The 18844-nt window shown below is 71.7% G+C and carries 12 protein-coding genes and 1 pseudogene; 6 read left to right on the forward strand and 7 right to left on the reverse strand.

The annotated features are described in order from the left end of the window. Positions 1-48: 48 nt before the first annotated feature. A complete protein-coding gene (locus DB32_RS35770; RefSeq protein WP_053237142.1) occupies positions 49-642 on the reverse strand; it encodes a hypothetical protein in 594 nt (197 codons plus the stop codon). A 55-nt stretch (positions 643-697) separates the two neighbouring features. Between DB32_RS35770 and DB32_RS35775 the strand changes: the two genes are divergently transcribed. Both DB32_RS35775 and DB32_RS35780 read left to right on the forward strand, forming a co-directional pair. Continuing rightward, positions 698-3397 carry a membrane dipeptidase gene (locus DB32_RS35775; RefSeq protein WP_157069765.1) on the forward strand — a complete coding sequence of 900 codons (2700 nt, stop codon included), beginning with the start codon at positions 698-700 and terminating at the stop codon, positions 3395-3397. Further along, the gene (locus tag DB32_RS35780; RefSeq protein ID WP_053237144.1) at positions 3394-4353 is read left to right on the forward strand and encodes a hypothetical protein; all 960 of its coding nucleotides are present in this window, start codon (positions 3394-3396) and stop codon (positions 4351-4353) included. The genes DB32_RS35775 and DB32_RS35780 overlap by 4 nt, the downstream gene beginning before the upstream one ends. Positions 4354-4356: 3 nt before the next feature. Here DB32_RS35780 and DB32_RS35785 read toward each other — a convergent pair whose 3' ends face one another. Beyond that, entirely contained in the window at positions 4357-6555 is a 2199-nt protein-coding gene (locus tag DB32_RS35785; protein WP_053237145.1) for a di-heme oxidoredictase family protein, read from the reverse strand. 59 nt (positions 6556-6614) lie between these two features. Then, positions 6615-10502, reverse strand: coding sequence for a serine/threonine-protein kinase (locus DB32_RS35790; protein ID WP_053237146.1), 3888 nt, complete (start codon positions 10500-10502; stop codon positions 6615-6617). Between the two features lie 83 nt (positions 10503-10585). Between DB32_RS35790 and DB32_RS35795 the strand changes: the two genes are divergently transcribed. Then, positions 10586-11956: an FAD-dependent oxidoreductase gene (locus tag DB32_RS35795; RefSeq protein ID WP_053237147.1), complete on the forward strand. Its 1371-nt coding sequence runs from the start codon at positions 10586-10588 to the stop codon at positions 11954-11956. Between the two features lie 119 nt (positions 11957-12075). Beyond that, on the forward strand, positions 12076-13002 hold the full coding sequence (locus tag DB32_RS35800; RefSeq protein ID WP_053237148.1) for a hypothetical protein: 927 nt from the start codon (positions 12076-12078) through the stop codon (positions 13000-13002). Between the two features lie 272 nt (positions 13003-13274). Here DB32_RS35800 and DB32_RS49785 read toward each other — a convergent pair whose 3' ends face one another. From DB32_RS49785 to DB32_RS49795, 3 genes and pseudogenes are all read right to left on the reverse strand, one after another. Further along, positions 13275-13613, reverse strand: coding sequence for a DHHA1 domain-containing protein (locus DB32_RS49785; protein ID WP_240481376.1), 339 nt, complete (start codon positions 13611-13613; stop codon positions 13275-13277). A 171-nt stretch (positions 13614-13784) separates the two neighbouring features. Further along, a pseudogene (locus DB32_RS50335) lies at positions 13785-13898 on the reverse strand (alanyl-tRNA editing protein); the annotation flags it as partial. Between the two features lie 51 nt (positions 13899-13949). Then, the gene (locus DB32_RS49795; protein ID WP_075097708.1) at positions 13950-14450 is read right to left on the reverse strand and encodes an alanine--tRNA ligase-related protein; all 501 of its coding nucleotides are present in this window, start codon (positions 14448-14450) and stop codon (positions 13950-13952) included. Positions 14451-14482: 32 nt separating this feature from the next. On the opposite strand from DB32_RS49795, the gene DB32_RS35815 reads away from it, so the two are divergent. After that, positions 14483-15241 carry a hypothetical protein gene (locus tag DB32_RS35815; protein WP_053237151.1) on the forward strand — a complete coding sequence of 253 codons (759 nt, stop codon included), beginning with the start codon at positions 14483-14485 and terminating at the stop codon, positions 15239-15241. A 9-nt stretch (positions 15242-15250) separates the two neighbouring features. Next, positions 15251-18064 carry an ATP-binding protein gene (locus DB32_RS35820; protein WP_053237152.1) on the forward strand — a complete coding sequence of 938 codons (2814 nt, stop codon included), beginning with the start codon at positions 15251-15253 and terminating at the stop codon, positions 18062-18064. On the opposite strand, the gene DB32_RS35825 is transcribed toward DB32_RS35820, so the two are convergent. After that, the gene (locus DB32_RS35825) at positions 18065-18790 is read right to left on the reverse strand and encodes a hypothetical protein (protein WP_157069766.1); all 726 of its coding nucleotides are present in this window, start codon (positions 18788-18790) and stop codon (positions 18065-18067) included. Positions 18791-18844: the final 54 nt, after the last annotated feature.

An 18844-nucleotide genomic window follows, 5' to 3' on the forward strand; every position in this document is an offset into this window, starting at 1 on the left:
TTCCGCTGAGGAGAGCAGGAGCTCCTCCTGCTCTCCCAGAGGCTCGGATCACCGCCACGCGTACGCGCCGCCGACGGTCACGCTCCAGCGCGCGACGTCGCCGAAGTCGATCGGCACGTCGATCATCGGACGCGCGGTGACGTACCAGCCCGGCGCGACGCGGATGCGGCCTTCCGCGTAGAAGCTCCACTCGGGGCGCAGCACTTCGTAGACACGCTCGCCGAGGTCGAACGGGATCGGCTGCGCGTCGCGCCCGTACGAGAGCCCGATGCGCCCGCCGAGCGAGATCTGGACGAGGCGCTCCGCGTCGACCTCGCGGCGCGTGTAGAACGCCGTCTCGATCACGTGCGTGATGTCGAGCTCCGCGGCGAATCCCGTCGTCCACACCAGTGCCGACGGATTCACGTACAGCGTGCTCGACACCGTCACGATCAGGCCGCCGAGCATCGGGCGTCCGCCCGCATCGACGTGCACGATCGCGCCGACCTCGCCGGCCACCGGCTGTCCGCCGATCCCGAAGCCCACGCGCACGATGCCCGGGCGCTCGACCTCGTGCTCGTCGAGCACGTGATCGCCGCGTGCAAACTCCGCTTCGACGTCCTGGGCTCGCGCTGGGCGCGCGTGCAGCAGAGTCGTCAGCACGATTGGAGCGAGCGTTATTTTCGAGCGCACGGTCGCGCATCGTACAGTCGCGCTCGTGCATTGGCAGATTCGCGACATGCTCGTCGTCGGCCTCGCGGCGATGGCGGGATGCTCGAGCGCTCCACCCGAAGCGCCACCGCTTCCACCGTGCACGCCGACGGTGACGATCGACGGAGCGCCGGCGTTGTGGGGCTTTGCCGATCTCCACACCCATCCGGGGATCGAAGAGGCATTCGAGGGACAGCTCGTCTGGGGACGTGCGCAGTCGAGCGCGCGAGTCTCGGCGACGTCGATTCCCTCACTGCCACCCTGCCCCGTCGAGACTCACGTCGTCCGCACGGGATCTCCCATCGAGCGGACTGCCCACTCGCAGATCCTGCCGCTGCTCAATCTGCAGTCCGATTTTCCCCATCCGCCGATCGCCGGCGAGGGTGGCCCACCGATCGAAGGTTGGCCCAACGGCAGCGACGTGCTGCACCAGCAGATGCCGGTGAACGCGATCCGGCGCGCGTACGAGGGTGGGCTGCGCGTGCTCTTCGCGAGCGTGACCGACTCCCAGGTGCTGACGCAGCTGCTCGCGGGCCCCGCATTTCCCGAGGTGATCGTGCCCAATCGCGCGCGCGAGCGGGACAGCGCGACGCGTCAGCTCGAGCGCATCGAGAGCATCGTCGACGAGCAGTCGGACTGGATGGAGATCGCGCGTTCGCCCGAGGACGCGCGGCGGATCATCGGCGAAGGGAAGCTCGCGGTCGTCCTCTCGCTCGAGATGGACGCGCTGACGATCGAGGACGTCGACGCGCTGATCGATCGATTCGGCGTCGCGCACGTCATTCCGATCCACCTGATCGACAACGATCACGGGGGCACCGCGGCGAACGGCGACATCTTCAATTCCGCGACGGCGCTGATGAGCACGATGTTCGGCAGACCGGCGCTCTCGTTCATCGAGGTCGAGCACACGAGTCGATACACGTCGCGCCTCGGATGGCCGCAGCTGCCGGGCACGATGTCGCCACCGCTCTTGTTCGCGCTGGGATCGGTGCCGCTCCCGTGGGCCGATGCGCTGCAGTACGACAATCAGTGCTTCTGCACCGGTGCGGGCCCGAGCGCGCTCGGATATCGCCTGCTCGGGCACCAGAATCGAATGGGGCTCACCGAGGTCGGGCGCACGTTCGTCCAGCAGCTCTTCGAGCGTCGATTGATCGTCGACGTCTCGCACATGGGCGTCGCGGCGACCGCCGACGCGATCGCGCTCGCGGAGGCCGCACCGGGCGGTCCGTATCCGCTGATCGCGTCGCACGGAGGGATCGCGCCCGACGACGGTCCGACGAGCTCGGAGCGTGATCTCGCGGCCGATCAGGCGCGGTGGATCGCGCAGGCGGGCGGCGTCGTGGGGCTCGGCAGCGGCGGCGCGCTCGCGCCCGAGACGGTGCTCGCGGTGCGCGGCGGACCGATCGCGACGTTCACGACCTCGACGCGCACGGCGTGCATCGCGGACGGCGACGCGACGTGCGCGAGCGGCTGGACGACGGTCTCGGGGGCGAGCGCCGATCCGATCACGCGCGTCGAGGTCGTGGTCGAAGGCGCGGTGGGCGGCGGATCGCACGTGCTGGAGATGCAGCTCGCGGGCGCGACGCTCGACGACGCGCCGGTGATCGTACGCGCCGAGATGACGTGCACGTCGAGCTCGTGCAGCGCGACGCTCGATCCGCTGCCCGCCGTGCTCGAGGGCGACACGATCACCGAGTGCGCGGACGGCAGCTCGACGCCGACGTTCACGCGCGCGCAGATCGAGCGCGTCTCGATCCGGCTCGTCGGCGCGTCGTGCGGCGCGCTGCCCGCCGACGGCACGTGGGCACCGACGCGCGCGACGATCTCGATCGACGGCGCCCCGTGGGCGGTCGCCGAGCGCGAGAACGGCGGCGTGCTCGCGCAGCTCGGCAGCGCGCGCGGCGGGCTCGACCTCTTTCGGAGCGGCGACGACACGCCGAGCTTCGACGACACCCGGAAGATCGTGCGCATCGGCGTGATCGCGAGCCCGGGCTCGAGCTCGCTGCTCGGCGCGGCGCTCGATCGGTACGGCAGCGAGCTGTGCGCGCGCCCGCGGCTGCGCGCGAACGATGGGACCTGTGCCGCACCGACGACGATCCCGACGAGCGGCTGCGAAGGCGAGTGGATCTCGATGAGCTTCCGCGGCACCTGGAGCGCCGGGAATCGCTTCGATCGGTTCGTCACGCTGCCCGACGACGTCGCGCCGAGCGCGCTCTGCGGGCTCGATCTCGCGCTGGTCACCCACGACGCGAGCGCGAGCGTGTCGTTCTCGATCGACGAGGCGCGGATCGAGGTCGTCCAAGATCCGATCGTCGCGTGGGCCGAGGACTACGCGGGCTTGATGGATCGGATCTTCGAGGGACGGCGCGGCGCGATCGGGTTCGGCACCGACATGAACGGCCTCGCGCCGCAGTTCCCGATCACGCGCCGATCACCGAGCACGTTCGAGTACGGCGCGCATGGATGCAGCACGCCTTCGATCGGTCCGCTGACGATCGACGGCGGCCCGCGCACGGTGCGCCTCGACGAGCGCGGCCTCGCCTCGTACGGGCAGCTCGCGGACGTGATCGCGACGATCGCGCAGAGCGACGATCTGCCCGAGGCGCAGCGCACGGCCGTGGTCGACTCGCTGATGCTCTCGGCGGAAGGCGTGCTGCGGGTCTGGGAGCGCACCGACCCGGCGCGCCGAGGAGGGACGCCGTGACGCGCGCCTGCATGATCGCGATCGCGCTCTCGCTCGTGGCGGTCACGGCGCGCGCGCAGATCGAGAACGACGACGACGACGCGCTCGCCGTCGATCGCGGCACGACCCAGGCATCGCACGGCGTGGGCCGCACCTGCGGCGCGACCGGCGCGCGGCCGGGGAGCCCGGTGCCGCCGGGCTACTTCGCGGGGCTCGGCGATCCGGCGCGCAACCTGTCGATCGAGCTCGAGGGCCGCATCGGCGTCGGTCCGATCGGCGCACTGCGTGCGCAGGCGCGAGGCGCACTGCCGCTCACGCCGCTCGTCGCGCTCTCGGCGGGCATCGCGGCCGGTGCGTCGTTCGGGCCCGATGCGGACATCGTGCGCGCGCCCGCGATCGACGTCGGCGTGGTGATGCACTCGCCGTGCGGCGAGTGGCGCGGCGAAGCATCGCTCGCGTGGATGACGCCGACCGCGGAGAGCGCGACGCCGGCACAGCTCGACCTCTCGATGCGCACTGCGCTCTTGATGGGCCCGGCGGACGACGCGCTCTGGTTCCCGCGCACCGGAGGTGGTGGTTGGAGGGCGAGCGCGTCGTTCGAGATGCGCAGTGATCCGTTCGCCGGTGATGCGATGTTGGTCGTCACCTCCGGGCTCGGGATCCGGCTCGGACAGGCGTGGATCGCGACGTGGCTCGGCAATCAGGAAGGACTGGTCGGCGGGCTCTCGGCGCAGCTCTTCCTCGGCTCGGCGGCGATCCACATGCGCTGGGGCGTGCGCGGCGACGTCAGCTTCTCGTCGATCTGGCCGGGCGGAGACGTGTTCCCCGTCTCCGTCGACGGCGTGTGGGGCTGGGAGCCGATTCGCGAGCTCCAGCTCGAGCTCTTCGGCGGCGGCGCGATCCTCGTCGAGCAGGTCGACTCGATCCGCGGTGGTGGCCGCGGCGGGCTCCGGGTGATCGGCTTCTTCGATCTCTGACGCTCAGAGCGATCGGAGGAACGCGACCAGCGCGTCGCGCTGCGCGGCGTCGAGCATCAGCACGCGCTGCTTCACCGCCTCCGCCTCGCCGCCGTGCCAGAGGATCGCTTCGAGGAACGTGCGAGCGCGTCCGTCGTGCAGCAGGCGCGTGTGACCGCTGACGGTCTCGACGAGCCCGATCCCCCACAGCGGCGGCGTGCGCCACTCGCGCCCTTGCTCGCCGCCGCTCGTGTCGGCGAGGTCCTCGCCGAGGTCGTGGAGGAGCAGGTCGGAGTACGGGCGGATGTCCTGATCGCGCAGCTCGATGAACGGGTGCGTCGAGCCGGTGTGCGCGGTCGGCGCGTGACAGCCGACGCACCCGAGATCGCGGAAGAGCGCTTCGCCCTGACGCACCTGAGGATCCGACGCGTCGCGCTGCGCGGGCATCCCGAGCAGCCGCATGTACGTCGTCATCCGCGCGAGATCCTCGGCGGAGATCTCGAAGTGACCGCCCGCCTCGGGGAAGTACTCGCTCGTGACGCCGAGGTCGGCCTCGAGCGCGTCGGCGACCTGGTGCTCGACGCTGATCTTTTCCGCGCGCCATCCGATGCGACCGACGTGCGTCTCGCCGGTGCGCGGATCGGTGGCGAGCTGCACGCGACCGCTGATGCCGTCGCCGTTGCAGTCGGTCGGGTCGGCGCGCGAGACGATCGTCTCTTCGTCGATCGCCTCGAGCAGGCCCATGCCGAGCAGCTGGCGCGCGACGCGCACCGACGCGCGCATGCCGTCGGCGGGGAACGCGAACACCGGTCGCTGCAGCGTGACGACGGTGCCGTCGGCGAACGTGACGTCGTGCTCTTCGTAGCGAGCGATCGTCACCGCGCCTTCGCTCGGCTGGAGCTGATTTCCGAGCGGACCGTCGCCGTAGAGCTTGATCGCGACGCGATCGAGCGGGACGCCGATGTCGGGAGGCGCGCTGCGTCCGTTGCGCTCGTGGCACTCCGAGCAGCGGTGCACGTTGAACAGCGGCCCGAGCATGCCGGCCGACGACTCGAGCACCGGATTGTCGCCCTCGGAGTGCGCGCCGGTCTCGAAGTCGGTGTGGAACAGGCGGCGCCCTTCGAGCCACGGCTGCACGTGGTCGGGCTGCATGTTGAGCGCCATCTGAGAGAAGTAGAGCTGCGGCTCCGCGTAGATCCACGGGATCGTCGTGTCGCCCGCGAGGCGCGCGTCGGCGACGGGACCGAGCACGCCGCTCGCGTCGTGGTTCTCCGAGGTGAGGCGGCCCTCGCCGACGACGTAGCGGAACGTGTCGGTGTAGTACGCGGTGCGGCCCTCGATCGCGCCGGGATCGCCGGGCTGATTGCCCGCGATGAACACCCCGAACTCGAACTCGAGCACGTCGCCGACCTGCATGGGGCGGTTCTCGCGACCGTTGCCGACGACGTCCTGCTGCCACGTCATCGGCGCGACCTCGTCGAGGTCCGTGTTGCGATGGAAGACGTTGCCGTCGCCGTAGACCTTCCAGTAGCGGAAGTTCGTCGTCGGTCCGAGCGTGGTCGGCTGCGCCTCGGGCAGATACCGGATGCGCACGAGGTCTTCGCCCGCCGCGACGTGATCTTCGATCTCGAACGCGTAGCTGCGGTTCTCGAAGTAGCGCCCGCCGAATTCGCTGAACGTGCCCTCGAGCTCGTGGCGTCCGCGCACACGACCCGCTCCGCGTGTGACGATCACGCCGTCCGGACGTCGCTCGGAGATCGGCGTGGAGGCCGAAGGTGCGTCGAAGAGCCTGCGCACCGCGAGCGCCTCGTCGTCGCAGCCCATCGGGACCGGCACGTCGGGGCCGTTGCACGTCGGGCGGTTCGAGGGGCCCGCGGCGAAGTACGCGTGCATGGCTTCGAGATCCGGCGTCGACACTTCGGCTTCGGCGAACGCGGGCATCGTGCCGACGCCGTCGCGCGCCACCTCGACGAAGCTCGCCGCGTCTGCTTCGTAGTCGAAGAGGCTCGGCGTGCCCGGCGTCCCCGCGCCGTTCGCGCCGTGGCATCCGGCGCACGAGAGCGCGAACGCGCGAGGCAGCGTCGGAGCCGCGGGATCGTCCTGGCACTCGCCGGGCGGCGGTGGACCGCCGTCGGGATCGGGATCGGATCCCATGATGAGCCCGTTCGAGCAGGCGCTCGAGCACGTCGCGAGCGCGAGCGCCAGGAGTCGGAGGTGCCGCATCGTCGTTCTCCACCCCGTTGGTGGGACCGACGGCGGAAGCTGGTTGCGCGAAATTCGAGTCAGCCGCGGAGCGCGAGCGTCGCGGCGTTCTCGGGCACCGTGCGCCACGCACGGTCGAGCCCGAGCTCGGCGAGCGCCGTCGCGATGATCTCGATGCGCTCCGCCGCGCCGCGCGCGGCGTCGATCGCCTCGGGATCGCCGAGCTCGCGCATCGCGTGGGCCTCGATCCAGCGCACGATCGACGCGGTCAGCGCGTCCATGCCGTTCTGCTCGCCGATCTTTCGCCCTTCGCGCGCGCGCTCGAGCGCGAGCGGGAGATCACCGCGGGCGAGCGCGATGCGGGCGAGCACCGCGAGCGCCGTCGCCTTGTGGGGCTGGAACAAGAAGCCCGCGTCGTCGATCGTCTTCGTCGCCTCGCGCTCGGCGTCGTCGAGGTCGCCTTCTTCGAGCAGACCGCGCGCGATCTCCGCGCGCGCGAAGAGCATCGCCATCGCGTCGGTGGTCTGCGCGAGCACCTGATCGCGCAGCACGCTGATGCCCTCGGCGCGCGCGCCGCGCAGCACGAGGATCGAGCCGAGCGTGCCCACCGCGCGGTGGCGCGTGAAGCGATTGTCGGTGCGATCGATGAGGTCCATCGTCGCGCGCGCCTGCTCGAGCGCCGCGTCTTGATCGCCCGCGAGCGAGAGCACGCGCGCGTACCATCCGCCCGCGACCCCGAGCCCGAGGAGATCGTTGGCCTCGCTCATCGCGTCCATCGCGCCGCGCGCGGCGCGGACGGCATCGGCGAGCGCGTCGGTGCGCGGCTTGTCGGCGACCACGGTGCGCACGATCTCGCGCCACCCGCGGAACGCGGGATCGCGCGCCGCGTCGGCGGCGCTGGCGATCGCGAGCTTGTCGTCGAGCGCGGTCGCGATCGCGCGCTGACCGAGCTGCGCGAACGCGGTCGCGAGCATGAACACGGTGAACGCATACGGGCCCGTGGGCGCGGGCTCGATGCGCTGGATCGCGTGCATCAGCTCGAACATCTTGCCGGGGTTGCCCGCGGCCGCGCTCGCGAGGATCACGATGCCCGCGGACTGCGACCACTCGGGCGAGCCGGGCTCGAGCAGCTCCATCGCTTCGGTCGCGAGCGGCGTCGCGGCGTCCCACGCGGCGCGCCATCCGAGCGGCGTGCCCTTCGTGACGAGCAAGCGCGCACGCAGCGCGCCGGTCGGGTCGCACGCGAGGCCCTTGTCGGCGAGCGCGATCGCACCGTCGAGGTTGCCCGCGCGGAGCGAGGCTTCGGCGGCGGCGAGGAGATACGGCGCGGCCTTCGCGGGCTCGCCGCCGCGGAGGTGATGCTGCGCGAGCACCTGCGGATCGCGCTCGCCCGCGCGCTCGAGCCACGCCGCGGCGAGGCGATGTCCGAGCGCGCGATCGCCCTCGACGAGCATCGCGTACGCGACGTCGCGCACCAGCGCGTGGCGGAACACGTGCTCGCGCTCGCTCGCGAACTTCTCGTTGCGCCCGTGCTCGATCACCTCGAGGCGCACCAGCGTCTCGAGCCATGCGTGCAGCTCGGGCTCGGCCATCGCCTCGCCGATCAGCGCGCCGACACCGCCGGCCCAGAACGACTCGCCGTACACGCTGCCCGCGCGCAGCACGAGGCGCGCGGAGGCATCGAGCTGATCGACGCGCGACTGCACCATGCCGAGCACGCTCTCGGGCATCGACTCGTCGCCGTGCTCCGCGACGTGGCGGATGAGCTCTTCGAGATAGAACGCGTTGCCGCCCGCGCGCTCGACGATGCGGCGCACCGTGGTCTGCTCGATCTGCTCGCCGAGCAGCGCGCGCACGAGGCGTTCGGCGGCGCGCTTGGTGAGCGCTTCGATCGGCATCTCGGCGGCTTGCGTGAGCAGGCGCGGGAGCGCGTCGCGCCACTCGGGGCGCGCGAGGCCGAGCACGAAGAGCGGCTCGCTCTCCAGGCGCGCGAGCGCGCGCTCGATCAGGGCGACGCTGGGCACGTCGGCCCAGTGCAGATCCTCGATCACGATCACGAGCGGCGTGCGCGTGCAGAGGGCGCGCATCCACTCCTCGAAGGCGAGGCGCGTCTGCTCCGCCATGATGCGCGGATCGTTGCGCGCGGCGCGGAGCGGCGGGCTGGGATCGCCGGGCGCCGGGGCGTGCGCGAGCTCGCCGAGGAAGTCGAGCGCACGCGCGCGCTCCGGCGCGGGGATGACGGCGTCGACGTGCGCGCGGAGCGCGGCGTGGCGCTGCTCGTGGGTCGCGTCCTCGTGGATCTCGGCGGCCATGCGCACGAGCTGCGCGGCGGCGTGGAGCGGCGAGCCGGCGTAGAGCGGATCACAGCGCGAGGTGAGCACGGTGACGGGCTCGTCGCGCGCGGTGATGCGCGCGACGAGCTCGCGGCGGAGGCGCGACTTGCCGATGCCCGCGGGCGCGACGAGCACCACGGCGCGCGCTTCGCGCTCGGCGACGCAGGACGCGAACGTGCTCTCGAGATAGGCCATCTCGCGCTCGCGGCCGACGCACGGCGTGGGCTTGCCGAGGAGCCTGCGCGACTCGCCGGCGAACGCCCGAGCGCCGGTGAGCATGCGACCGTGTACCGAGAAACGTCCGTCGAGGAGAGACGCGGTGACCTCGTCGATTCGAACCCCGGTCGGGTTTCCCACGTTTCTTTCGAGGGTTTCGTCCAAAAGCGAGGACGCCCGATCGACGACGGGTCCCGCCGCCCAACGACCCGAGACCTCCGCCGGTCCGGTCGCGAGCGCGACGCGCACGTCGGGGATCACCGCGTGGATCGCGAGCGCGCACGCCGCCGCCTGTGCGGCTTCGTCCTTCGCATTGGGACGGCCGCGGAGCAGCACCAGCGCGGTGCCGCGCGGGAGCACGACGACGGTGCCCCCGAGCGGCTCTACACAGGCGCGCAGCGGCTCGAGGAAGCGTGCGTGCTCGTCGCTGCCGACCGTCGCGCGGTCCTCGGTCGCGACCGGAAGATGCGGCAGCTGCACGAGCACCACGCTGACGACGCGGCGCTCGCCGGTGCTCACGACCTTGCGCTTCGGCGCGCGTAGCACCGGACCGCGGGTGATCGGACCGAGCGCGTCGAGCGCGGCGAGCACCTCGTCGAGGTTGCGCGGACGCGCGTCGCGCGACTTCGAGAGCATGCGATCGACGAGCGCAGCGAAATCGCTCGGCACCTCGGGGCGGATCTCGGAGACGGAGGGCGCGTTCTCGTGCAGCGCCTGCACGAGCATCGAGACCGGGTGGTTGCCGACGAACACCGGTCGTCCGGTGAGGCACTCGAAGAGCACGCAGCCGAGCGCGTAGACGTCGGCGCGCACGTCGATGTCGCGCTCGCCGCGCACCTGCTCGGGCGCCATGTAGCCGATGCTGCCGACCATCGCGCCGGTGCCGGTCACCGCGCGCGTCGCGTGGCTGGTGCGCGCGATGCCGAAGTCGAGCAGCTTCGCGCTCGCGGGATCGCGGCCGACGAGGAAGACGTTGCTCGGCTTCACGTCGCGGTGGAGCGCGCCCTGCGCGTGCGCCGCGCGAAGACCCTCGGCGATGCGACGCGCGAGACGCACCGTGTCGTGCAGCTCGAGCCCTTCGCGCGAGAGACGCTGCGCGAGGTCTTCGCCCTCGAGCCACTCCATCGCGAGGAACGGCTCGCCGTGCTCCGTCGTACCGTGCGCGACGTAGGAGACGATCGCGGGATGCGCGAGCGTCGCGAGCACGCGCGTCTCGCGTGTGAAGCGCGCGTCGCGATCGGGATCGGGATCGTGCAGCACCTTGATCGCGACGGAGGCGTCGGTGAGGCGATCACGCGCGCGATAGACGACGCCCATGCCGCCGGCGCCGGCGCGCACGAGCACCTCGAAACGATTCGCGACGAGATCCCCGGGCCGCACTGGACCGGGGATCGTCGCCGCGGGCTCGACGTCGCGCAAGAACGTTCGTGTCGGGAGAGCGAACGTTCAGCGTTGCGGGCGTCGCGAACGCTCTGGTAGTCGACCTGACGGAGGGGCGACGAATGGCGGACAAGAAGAAGAAGATCGCGATCGTGGGCGGCGGTGGCGCGGGTCTCGGCGCGGCGTACGTGCTGGGGCGTGCCGCGGACGTGACGGTGTACGAAGCGAAATCGACACTCGGCGGACACGCGCACACGGTGGACGTGAAGGGCGCGGACGGCGTGGTGCGGCCGATCGACATGGGCGTGCTCTTGACCGACCCGTGGACCTATCCGGTGCTCTACGCGATCATCGACAAATACAAGATCGAGACGCGCGCGGCGGGCTGGACGATCGGCGCGAGCTTCAAGGACGAGAAGTGGTGGACCGGGGGGCCGGACACTGCGCTGTGGCAGCGGCTGCGAGAGCAGTGCTCGCGGTTCGAGGTGGACGCGGCGCGGATCGATCATCTGCCCGTCGAGGAGCAACTCCGGTCGGTCGAGTACTGGCTGAACAAGCTCGGATACAATGAGGAATTCGCGGCGAAGGCGCTCTCTCCGGTGCTGACGCTGCTGGTCGTGACGAGGGCGGGATTGTTGGCGGCGCCCATCGTCAACATACTGGGGCTGTTCTCGGACAAGCAGCTGTCGTTCTTCAATGGGACGACGTGGCGATTGTTCCCGAAGGGAACGCGGCAGTACGTCGATGCGATGGCGAACGACACGCCCGCGCGATGGCTGCTCGAGCGCCCGGTGCAGAAGGTGCGCCGCAGCGGGAACAGCGTGTTGATCACGGACTCGATCGGTGAAGAGCAGTATGACGAGGTGATCTTCGCGACTCAGGCGAATCTGACGCTGCAGCTGCTCGCGGACGCAACCACGGAGGAGAAAGCGATCCTCGGAGCGTTCGATTTCCAGAAGGCGGATGTCTATCTGCACAGCGATACGAGCGTGCTGAGTCAGCACCTGCCGCACGAGCTGTGCTCGCAGTACTGGTACGACGGCGACGACGTGAAGCCGGACCTGCAGGGCGTGTTCAGCCTCAACGTCGGTGTCGGTCTGGGACTGCCGGCGAGCGCGGGCCCGACGATCATCACCGGGTACAATCACGACTCGACGGCGAAGCGGCCGGACCCGTCGAAGGTGTTCGCGTACGAGCAGTGGAAGCACGAGCTCGCGACGCTGAAGCAGACGGGCGCGCGGTCGGAGTTCCATTCGATCCAGGGAAACATGAACACCTGGCATTGCGGGACTTCGACGGTGTGGGCGAGCGCGGATGCGGTGATCACGAGCGGTATGGTCGTGGGCACTCGGCCGGAGCTCGGAGGAACGTTCCCGTTCACGCAGTCGGACGCGCTCGAGGACTATCAGCAGATCCAGAGCGTGATGTTCCCGACGCAGGAGAAGAAGAGCGCGAAAGCGCGTCAGTGTCCGGGATATCGGCGGACGAGGTGAGCGACCTGCGAGGTGGCGGCTCCGCCGCCACCTCGCCGCCACTTCGCCGACCCACGTTCGGTTTCCTGTAGGATTCACACAGTGAGAGCCCGGTACGCGACGTGCTCAGTCGCCGACCCGTGACTCAGCCACGCCTCATCGAACCGGGCAGCGTCTACCTCATCACGCGCCGCGTCCTCCGCCGATATCACCTCTTCGCGCCCGACGCGCGCATGAATCGCATCTTCCTTTACACGCTCGCCGTCGCGGCAGCGCGTGCCGGCGTGCTCGTCCACACGGCCGTGCTCATGAGCACTCACGAGCATCTCGTGGTGACTGATCCGGAAGGTAGACTCCCCGAGTTCCTTCATTATCTGCACCGTCACGTCGCGCTGGCGACGAAGGCTCTTCGCAAATGGGACGGCGCGGTGTGGGACCACGAAGCGACCAGCGTCGTCGAGCTGCGCACTCCGGCCGCAGTCGCCGAGAAGATCGCCTATGCGATCGCGAATCCCGTCGCCGCGGCGCTCGTGCGCCGTGCGCGTGATTGGCCGGGCGTGACCACGCGATCGACTGACATTGGCCAATGCGAGTGGCGCATCGAGCGCCCAGCGGAGTACTTCGCGCCGGACGACGAACGATGGCCGTCGAGCGTCGTGCTGCGCCTCGAGATGCCGCGCGCTGCCGGCGAGCTCGGCATGGCTGCGGCTGAGTTCCGAGAGCTCATCGCGCACGAGGTCGCCGCGTTCGAGTCGACCGCGCGCGCGGAGGTGAGCCAGCGCGGCGGAGCGTTCCTCGGCGCGGATCGTTGCGCGAAGCTCTCGCCGTTCCGACGGGCGCGCTCGCCCGAGCCACTACGGTCTCTCGCGCCTGCGTTTGCGGTGGGGCGCGGCAATCGCGACGCATTGATCGCATCCGCGACGCGGCTGCGCGCGTTCCGATTGAGCTATCGACACGCATTCGAGTCCTGGCGCACGGGACGACGCGACGTGCCGTTCCCAGCGGGCACGTGGTCGATGCGTCAGACGCACGGCGCACTCGTCGCGCCGGCGTGCGTCGCTGCCTGATTCGAGTCGCTGTGCGCGTGCGCGCTGGCCCGGGTGCGCACGGGGCGCGAGACGATCCGGGCGTCGCCGGCGGGATCTGTCGAGCTGCGCGCTCCTGCACGTCCGCGCGCCGGCTCTCGTTCGTTGCAAGCGGCCAAATCGCTCGGCTGCGCGACGAAGCGCCGTGTTCGCATCCCCAATAGGCGACGCGAACCGGTCTCGTCCGTTCGGAGCCGCGCGATCGATCTCCGACGCAACGTCGGTCGGCCCTCACGGCGCGAAACGAACGTGGGTCATCCTTCTCCCCGCCCAGCCGTCTCCACGATCCGACGCACGTCCGCCCCATTAGGCATCCGACCTTCGGCGCGCTCCGCGCGACCTCCGCCGCGTCCTCCCGTCGCTTTCGCGACCTCGCCCAACAGCACTCGCGCGTCAGCGCTGGATCCGGGCCCGCGTGCCACCACCACGTGCACTCCGCCGTCGACCGGCCCCGCGACGACGACCAGCCGGTCCCCTTCGCGCGTCATCTCCGCCGGGACCTGCCGGATCACCTCGATTCCGCCCTCCTCGACCCACACGCGTTCTTCAATGCGCGCACCGCTCGCGATGCTCCTCGCGAGCAGTGCGCGCATCCGTCCGAGCTCCTGACGAGCCCCCTCGAGCGACTCACGTACGCGCTCGACACCGCCTCGCACTTCGAGCGGCCCCGTCTGCAGGCCGCGCGCGAGGTCCCTGAGCACCGCGCTCTCGGCGAGCAGCTCTCCCCGCGCCCTCGCGCCCGCCGAGAACGAGATCCGCGTCCCGCCCTTGTAGCGCTCGCTTCCGATCACACGCAGCACGCCAATCTGCGCCGTACGCAGCACGTGCGTCCCTCCGCACGGAGACACGTCGACGCCGCCCGCGTCCACCACGCGCACCCGGGAATGCTCGGCCTTCGGCGCGCGACGCAGCGGTAGCGCCGCGAGCTCCTAGCTCGTCGGGAACCACGCGCGCACCACACGATCTTCGTCGATCACCCGGTGCACGAAGCTCTCCGCCTCCGCGATGCGCGCCTCCGCGATGCCGTCGCGATCCACGTCGATCGTGCACACCGACTCGCCGAGCCTCGAGCTGACGGTCTCCGCGCCCGAGACCTCGACGAGTGCCCGCGACAAGAGGTGCTGCGCGGTGTGCAGCGCCATGTGCACCCGCCGCCGCGCGACGTCGATCGCCCCGTGCACGCTCGCGCCAATCGCCGGCAGCGGCCCCTCCACGACGTGATGCACGCGCCCGTGGTCGTCGATCTGCACGTCGAGCACGCGCGCTCCAGCGAGCAGGCCGCGATCCGCCATCTGCCCGCCGGACTCCGGGTAGAAGGCGCTCCGGTCCAGCACCAAAGACGAACGCTCGCCATGCCGCGAATGCTCAACCACGGTCGCGTCGAATTCCGCGAGAAGCGCGTCTTCCTGTTCCAGGCGCACGGTGCTCATCGCGCAGGGTGGTAGCATGCGCCCCGCTCGCGATGCCGCGCTCTGCGTTCCTCTTCACCTCGGACGCCCGCGGTCTCGTGGAGCGTCGGTTCGACCCCGAGTCGTTCGAGACGCTCGGTCACGTGGAATCCGCGCCCTACCTCGCCGGACCCACGTGGATGTCGCGCATTTTCTCGCGTTTCCGGCCGACCGACGTTCGTCCCAAAACCCTCCGCGCCCCCTTCGACCACACGGGCCGCGACATCCTCACCCTCCTCCCTCCCACCGTCCCGCTCCTCGACGGCCACGACGACCCCATCGGCGCCACCCGACTCGCATCGGGCCGCGTCACCTGCCTCCCCCCGCGCGAGCCCGGCGACACCGTCGTCCTCCGCGACCTCTGGGCAACCACGGTCCGCCTCCTCGACGGCGCGCACTTCGCGATCGAGACCCACGACGGCGAGCCGATCGTCATCGCCTTCGCGCGTGCCCCGCTGATCGTCGCCGCACCGACGACCCGCACGCTCGACGAGCACCTCGACGCCGTCTCGCCGTTCGTGTCCTCCGCGTGCCGCGACGCGCTCGTCCGCGCGAGCGACGGCCTGCGCACCGCGCAGGTCGTCGAGATCCACGAAGGCGACACCGTCGACGTGCTCGGCCTCACGTGGATGCCCGACGACGCCGAGCGCCGCTTCGATCTCCGCGCCCGCACCGCGGGCTATCGCAGCGCGCCTCGCCCCCTGCGTCTCGTGATCGCCGACGCGCCCGGCACCCGCATCGTGATTCGCCGGACCGGCGCTCGCCTGCGATAGAGTGTCCCCGTGCGCGAGGGGGAGCCCACCCGGCAGATTCCGACGATCCCGCCCGCGTCCGAGCCGCTCATCGGGCGCGACGCGGACGTGCGCGCGGTGCGCGCCGCGCTCGCACGAGGACGCGTCGTCTCGATCGTCGGCCCGCCCGGCGTCGGAAAGACGCGCCTCGCGCGCGAAGTCGCCGCCGCGTGGCCCGAGCGCGTCGTGCGCGTCGACGCCGAGCGCGCGCGCATCGAGTGCGATCTCGCGCAGGCGTTCCGCATCGGCCTCGACATCGACGAGCCCACCGGCGACCGCGACGACGACATCGAGGCGATCGCACGCGCGCTCGCGCACCACGGCCCCTGCCTCGTGCTGGTCGACGGCCTCGAGCACGTCATCGAGCCCGCCGCCGAGTCGCTCCCTCGCATGCTCCAAGCCGCGCCGGAAGCGCGCTTCCTCGTCGCGAGCCGCGCGCGCCTCCGCGTCGAGATGGAGCACGTGCACGAGCTGCAGCCGCTCTCCACCGAGCCGCGCCGCGACGGCGAGCCCAGCGACGCCGCGCGACTCTTCCTCACCATCGCGCGTCGCGAGCGCGCCGAGCTCACCGACGACGCGCACGCGTTCGCCGAGGTCGACGCGATCGTGCGACAGCTCGAAGGTCTTCCGCTCGCGATCGAGCTCTGCGCCGCGCGCGCCCGCACGTTCGGCATCGACGATCTCTCGCGCGGCCTCGCGCGACGCCTCGACGTGCTCGCCGACGTGCGGCGTGATCTGCCCGCGCGCTCCGCGACCGTGCGCGGCGCGCTCGACGAGTCGTGGTCGCTGCTCCGCCCGGCCGAGCAGTCCGCGCTCGCGCAGCTCTCCGTGCTGGAAGGCGCGTTCTCGCGCGAGACCGCGGAGGCCATCGTCGACCTCGGCGAGATCCGCACCGGCACGGTGCTCGGCGCGCTCTCGCAGCTCGTGGAGTGGTCGCTGGTGCGCGCCTGGCGATCACGCGCAGACGGCTCGCAGCGCTTCCGCGTGCCCGCGCTCGTCCGCGCCTACGCGCGCGAGAAGCTCGACGAGCTCGCCCTCGCCCCGCGCGCCGAAGCGCGTCATCGCGCGTTCTTCGCCGCCGGCGCACGCCGCGCGGCCGCAGCGCTCCACGAACGAGACGGGCTCGACGCAGCGCGCTGGCTCCGTCGCGAGCGCGACGAGCTGGTTCGCATCGCCGACGACGCCGAGGCCGACGTCGGCGCGGCCGTCGACGTGACGCTCGCGCTCGTCGCGCTCGCGGAGCTCGTCGGCGGCGCGCGCTCCGTGCTCGATCGCCTCGAGCGCGTGATCGTGCACGTGCCCGAGGGCGATCCGCGCCACGACGAGCTCCTGCTCGGCCGCGGTCGCCTCCGCGCGCTCGCCCACGCGACGCAGCGACAAGCCGCGAACGATCTCGCGATCGCCCACGAACGACTGCGCGCCGCCGGACGACGTCGCCTCGAAGGGCTCGCGCGCGCGACCCAGGCGGCCGTGATGTGGCGCATGGCCGAGACCGAGGCGTGCGCGCTCTACGCCCGCGATGCGCTCTCGATCGCGCGCGCGACCGGCGACGCCGCGCTCGAAGCGACGAGCCTGCGCCTGCTCGGTGGCATGTCGCTCAACAGCGGCCGCACCGCCGACGCGCTCCCGCTCTTCGAGGAGGCGCTCGCGATCCAGGAAACGCACGGCGATCGCCTCTCGATCGGCGTCACGCTCGATCGCGTCGCCGCGGCGTACCACGGGCTCGGCCGCCGCGACGAAGCACGACGGCGCTGGACCGAAGCGCTCGAGTCGCACCGTCGCGCGGGGCATCGTCGCTGGGAGGCGTTCACGCTCTCGTACCTCGGCGAGCTCGCGATCGAAGAAGGCGATCTCCCCGGCGCGCGCGCGCTGCTCGCCGACGCGGAGCGCACCGCGCGCGAGGCCGGCGATCCCGCGGCGGAGGTCGCGGTCGCGGTGCAGCGCGCGCTCGCATCGCTCGCCGAGGGCGCGATCGACGCAGCGCGCGCGACCATCGAGGGCGCGCTCGTGCTCGCGCGCGGCACGGGGCAGCGTCCGATGGAGTCGCTCGCGATCGGCTATCGCGGCGCGATCCGTCTCGAGCAGGGCGAGCTCGAGGCCGCGCACGCGGATCTCGCGCGCGCCGAGTCGTTCTTCGCGGATCACCCGGGCATCGGCCTCGTGTTCTCCGGTTGGCTCGCCGCGCTCGAAGCGGAGCGCGATCGCGTCGACGAGAGCGACGCGAAGTTCGCCCAGGTCGAGGCGCGCCTCGCGGGCGTGACCGATCCGCGCCCGCGCGTCGCGCTCGCGGTGCAGCGCGGATTCCTCGATCTCGCGATCGCGCGACGCGGCAGCGACACCGGGGAGTTCACGAGCACCCAGCGGCGCAGCATCGCGACCGCGCGCGGCCGCGTGGCGCAGCTGCAAGGGCGCGACGACGTGCCCGTCGAAGCGCGCGCCGCAGCACGACGTCTCGCCTCGGCGATCGCGCGCGCCGAGCGCGGCGCCGTGCTCGAGGTCGGCGCCGGCGGTCGATGGTTCCGCACACCGGGCGGTGAGCGCGTCGAGCTCGAGCACCGACGCGCGCTCCCCGCGATCCTCGCCGCGCTCGCGCGCGCCCGCGTCGAGACGCCCGACGTGCCGGTCGCGCCCTCGCGTTTGATCGAAGCGGGCTGGCCCGGCGAGCGCATCCTCGATCGCGCCGCCGCGATCCGCCTGCGCGTCGCGATCAACGGCCTACGCAAGGCCGGGCTTCGCGAGCTCCTGATCACCCGAGGCGGCGCGTACCTGATCTCGGCCGACGTGCCCGTCGTCACGCACGAGTGATCACTCGACGGGGCGCGGCGCGTCCTGCGCCTGCTCGAGGCGCTCGTCGCAGAAGCGCTGCCACGGCGACAACGTGGCATCGTCGGCGCGCGCGCTCGCGCTCGCACACGCGCCGAACGCATCGGCGGCGCGATCCCAGAGCGGCGCCGCCGCGCGCAGGTACGCGTCGCGGAAGCGCAGGCGATCGGCGGGCACGAGGTCGATCGTGCTGGGCACCGGCATCGTCGCGATCGCGTCGGCGAAGCGCGCGAGCATGAGCCCGATCACCGCGGACGCGACGACGTACTCGCCGACCTCTCCTTGCTCGGCGGGCGCGAGCGCGGTGCGCGCGACCCGCAGCGCGTCGGCGCGGGCCGCGACCCAGCGCGCGTAGTCTTCTTCGACGAAGGTCTGGTACCCGGCGCGGTCGAGATCGGCCTCGGGCTCGGGCCGCGCGAGCATCAGCGCGTCGATCGCGCGCGCGAGCCCGGGCGCGAGCGGCGCCTCCTCGGCGTCGACCTCGCGCGGCAGCTCGGGGAGACGCTCCGGGCCGAGCGCGAAGGGCAGCTCGCCGTCGTCCTCGTCCTCCTCGGCGACCTCGCGCAGGCCCATCTCGCGGCGTGCGCGCTCGAGGCGCTCACCGCCGCTCGTGTCCTCGCTCGACGCGCTCGAGGTCGCGCTGCGCGGGCCGTCGTCGCATCCCGCGAGGGCGAGCACGAAGAGACCGATCACGGCGGCGCGGCGCATCGGCGCGCACTGTACCGCGCACGTCGCTGCGACGCGCACGCCGTGATCGTTGGG

It is taken from the genome of Sandaracinus amylolyticus (assembly GCF_000737325.1).
In the GTDB taxonomy this organism is placed as follows: Bacteria; Myxococcota_A; Polyangia; order Polyangiales; family Sandaracinaceae; genus Sandaracinus; species Sandaracinus amylolyticus.